Source organism: Microcystis sp. M53603_WE2, assembly GCF_030065435.1.
In genome coordinates this window covers 1-3,706 of record NZ_JASJFF010001037.1, presented here as the reverse complement: position 1 = coordinate 3,706, position 3,706 = coordinate 1, and the positions used below count along the sequence as shown (strand labels likewise).

Sequence of the window (3,706 nt, the reverse complement as noted above, 5' to 3'; positions counted from 1 at the left end):
GCTAAATGCCTTTCTCTATAAGGGTTCCATCCCTTATAACCCCCGTCCATTGCATAACACAAACCGAAGAGCCAAATATTTTGGCCGCAGGGCTTGCGGTGTCAGTCTGTAGAGCGACCATAAGACCAGAACAGAGTAAATCTGTTAAGGCAGGTGCGAAAAATCCTTCGGGACCCCAAGCAGAAACCCAAATCGTGAGGTTTGGGAATCGCCGTCCGTTTTACGGCGGCGAGGATGTCAATTTGTCCTGCCATCAAGAGTGAGGAAGAGTCTTAACTCATCGTCCGCTCATTTTTGGGAGCAAGATGGGGTCGAAGAGGTGGAAAGGCGTTGTCAAATTGAAAGATCATCCGAATCAGCACCGGAACTGAAATTACTTTGATAGCAAGGATTGCATTGCATCTTTCATATTCTGATCTGACAACGCCAACTACTGAGCGTTCGACAAAAGCTCACGCCGAAGTCTCACACCGAAGTCTCACGCCGAGGTCCGAACGGGTGTGGGGTTTTAAGCTAAGAGGCATTTTAATCGCCTATCCGATTAGCTGAATCTCTCCCCATCCCTTTACTGTTGCCTCTTGTTTCATCTAAACAAGCAATTTAACTGCGCGGGCAGCCCTGCATCTTACCTAAAATGTCGAATGAATGCCCCCGCTAGATTTTTCGACAAGATACTCACCTTTGCGGGGGATGAAATCCGACCAGAATATCAATGACCCTGAGCGAAGCCGAAGGGTCAACCCCAGAGCATCGGTTTAATTCCACCATCTGTGGGTAAACTCTGTTATCGAAAAAATCGGGTCTAAAACCTCGCCTTAAGGCGAAAAGTTTTGGGAGCGGGGCATAAATCCCCGTTACAAAAACGGCCGACCGCCCCCTGCCTTCGTTAATGATGTCTGCCATCCCCAAGCTCAAATTATCTGGCAATTAGCGATTAATTAGGCTACTATAACTAATATCCCCCCCCATTGGCCTCGATTTAGAACTGGCTTTTATCCGTCCCCACCTTATCATCGATTTTTTTCCAGAATCTTATGTCTGAAACTATCACTCCCGCCATTAGCGATCGCATCTGTAAACACAGGAACAAAGATCACGGTGATGCCGTGCTTTTCTACTTAGGTCTATCGGCGGTATTATTAAGCTTACATCTACCGGCAGCGGCGCAAAATTGTCGGCCACTTTCTCTATTAGGCGGTGAAGGTAGTGAAGTTACGAAAACTGTCTCACAACCCACTGTTCCAGGTCCTTTCGGTGTCACGATAACTCGTAATAATTGGAATACCGATTGGGCAGTTCCGGGGGGTAGAAGTTTTCAGAGGTTTATCGTTACGGTTTCTGTCCCCCAGGCTGCTTCCTTTGATATCCGGCTGTTTCTCAAGTATAGCGATCAAACTAACGAGGAATTTTTTAATACTAATGGAGTACGAATCGAACCCGATAAACCCTTAACAATTACTGCCACAGTACGGGCAAATGATCAACCTTTTCTAGTCAATCTTTTTGTCAATGGTATTCAGCACATTGGTAATACCTACACCGCTTCTGTTGTCGGTTGTGAACGATAAAATATATAGGGTGTACTGAAAAAGTTTGTTGGTGGGGACAGAGTGTGGGGTTTTAAGCTAAGAGGCATTTTAACCCCCTATCCTTAGATTAGCTGAGTCTCTCCCATCCCTTTACTGTTGCCTCTTGTCTCATCTCAACAGGCAATTTAACTGCACGGGCAGCCCTGGAGCTTACTCTCTATCCCGATTGACCATAAGTGGGACAATTAGATCAATGCACAATTAAAGCTTTTTGTCAAGAAAATAATATTAAACTTATTATTGATACCCGCCATCCTCACGCCCAAATTATCTGGCAATTAGCGATTAATTACGCTACCCTAGCTAATATCCCCCCATTTGAACTGGCTTTTATCCGTCCCCACCTTATTATCGATTTTTTTCGGGAATATTATGTCTGAAACTATCACTCCCGCCATTAGCGATCGCATCTGTAAACACATGAACAAAGATCACGGTGAGGCCGTGCTTTTCTACGCTCAAGTTTACGGTAATATTACCGATGCAGAAACTGCTCAAATGCTCTCCATCGATCCCCAAGGCATGGATTTAGCCGTAGAAAAATTAGGGGAGAGTCAAACAATTAGAATACCTTTTGAGCGCACCCTAGAATCAGCCAAGGATGCCCATAATATCCTCGTTGAGATGCTAAAAGTTAATCAAACCACCCCTTGACAAAGCCCGATTTTGCGACTATCACCGAAAAAGACCAACCTAGAGAATTAGCCCATGAATCAGGTTAACAGTACGGGAATAAAAATACCCAAGTCTGGCTGGCGTTTACTGCCTTTTTTAGTCTTGGGTGTGCTAGTTTTTGCCTTTAATTCCTCCCTAGAATTAAATTATCTAGTTAAGGGTTATATTACTCTCTTGGAATTACAGACAGGCATCGTGGTTTTATACTTTCTTTTGGCTAAATTAGGGAAATCTCAAAAATTATGAGAAATAGAACTATAGCGGCTTTACTAGCCTTTTTTCTTGGTTATCTTGGCATCCATAAGTTTTATCTAGGGGAGAATTTGGCAGGTGTTCTCTATCTACTTTTCTTCTGGACTTTTATCCCTGGCATCATTGCTTTTTTTGAATTTATTGGTTTAATCATCATGTCAGATCAAGCTTTTGATGCTAAATACAATCCTAACTATCTCCCCAGCAGTAGAGAGCGAGGACTGCCAGAATCAGCCCAGCAAAAAACCGCTACTTTACTCCAGCTTAAAAAACTTTACGATCAGGGAATTATTACTGCTGAAGAATACGAAGAAAAACGCAGAAAATATTTAGATTCTCTTTGAAAAAATATGTCTAATCTCTCTCCTCGTCCTCCCGAATCTTCTGAGTGGATCTGGCTGTCCTTAGTCCCAGTTTTTGGTGGGCTTGCCATTGCTAATGCTGGCAAAAAAACCAATAACCAAAGTTGGTTATCCGTCGGCATTGCCTTGACAATTATCTCCCTTATTTTCCTTACACAAGAGTCTTTTATCGTAATTTGGTTTGCCCAAATCGGACTGGGTTTATACATCCGTCAACAGCTTAATTCCCATCCAATAGCTTCGGCAAATAGAACCAATTCTAGACAGTCATTCTCTCCTCTCGAAAAAATTGATATTAACAGTTGTTCCACCAACGATCTGGTTTATAAATTAGGGTTGCCGATTGTCTATGCCAATGATATCGTTTCTGTCCGTAACGAAGGACATATTTTTACCCATTTAGAAGAATTACACTTCCTAGCTGGTTTACCAGAAAATTATCTGAAAAAATTAGAACCTTTAGTTATCTTTGCCTACGATATTCGCCAAGAAGTTGACGTTTCTTGGCGTTGTTTAAACTACTACTCCGTTGCGGAATTAGTCAATCTTGGTCTTGACTTTTCCGTGGCTGATAAAATTGTCGCCGAAAGAGAAAAAAACGGTGTCTATCGTTCGGCCATTGAAGTGAGAAACCGTACAGGTATTCCCTTAAAATCCTATCAGCAATTGCTCTAATTCGCTTTATTCGGCTCTTCTGGTTTCTGTGTGGAAACGAGGTCTATACTGATAGTTTATTTAACCAAATAGTCCTAAAAGTCTTTCCCAGTAAACATTTCACGATTTCATAAGCAAAAATTATCACACAAAGTCGAGAAGAGCCTGACGGCT

The 3,706-nt window shown here is 42.5% G+C and carries 6 protein-coding genes and 1 pseudogene; all 7 read left to right on the top strand.

The genetic code is table 11. The annotated features are described in order from the left end of the window. Positions 1-74: 74 nt before the first annotated feature. Positions 75-198: pseudogene (locus PX481_RS21880) on the top strand (RNA-guided endonuclease TnpB family protein); the annotation flags it as partial. 836 nt (positions 199-1,034) lie between these two features. Then, positions 1,035-1,568 (top strand): hypothetical protein, encoded by a 534-nt coding sequence (locus PX481_RS21875; protein WP_002761892.1) that lies wholly within the window; start codon positions 1,035-1,037, stop codon positions 1,566-1,568. Between the two features lie 197 nt (positions 1,569-1,765). Then, positions 1,766-1,969: a precorrin-6A/cobalt-precorrin-6A reductase gene (locus PX481_RS21870; RefSeq protein WP_288024236.1), complete on the top strand. Its 204-nt coding sequence runs from the start codon at positions 1,766-1,768 to the stop codon at positions 1,967-1,969. Further along, positions 1,962-2,243 carry a DUF2470 domain-containing protein gene (locus PX481_RS21865; protein WP_288095956.1) on the top strand — a complete coding sequence of 94 codons (282 nt, stop codon included), beginning with the start codon at positions 1,962-1,964 and terminating at the stop codon, positions 2,241-2,243. The genes PX481_RS21870 and PX481_RS21865 overlap by 8 nt, the downstream gene beginning before the upstream one ends. A 54-nt stretch (positions 2,244-2,297) precedes the next feature. After that, positions 2,298-2,510, top strand: coding sequence for a hypothetical protein (locus tag PX481_RS21860; RefSeq protein WP_002761887.1), 213 nt, complete (start codon positions 2,298-2,300; stop codon positions 2,508-2,510). Beyond that, on the top strand, positions 2,507-2,860 hold the full coding sequence (locus tag PX481_RS21855; protein ID WP_288095953.1) for an NINE protein: 354 nt from the start codon (positions 2,507-2,509) through the stop codon (positions 2,858-2,860). Before PX481_RS21860 ends, PX481_RS21855 begins: the two co-directional genes overlap by 4 nt. Before the next feature lie 6 nt (positions 2,861-2,866). After that, positions 2,867-3,553 carry a helix-hairpin-helix domain-containing protein gene (locus PX481_RS21850; protein ID WP_288056340.1) on the top strand — a complete coding sequence of 229 codons (687 nt, stop codon included), beginning with the start codon at positions 2,867-2,869 and terminating at the stop codon, positions 3,551-3,553. Positions 3,554-3,706: the final 153 nt, after the last annotated feature.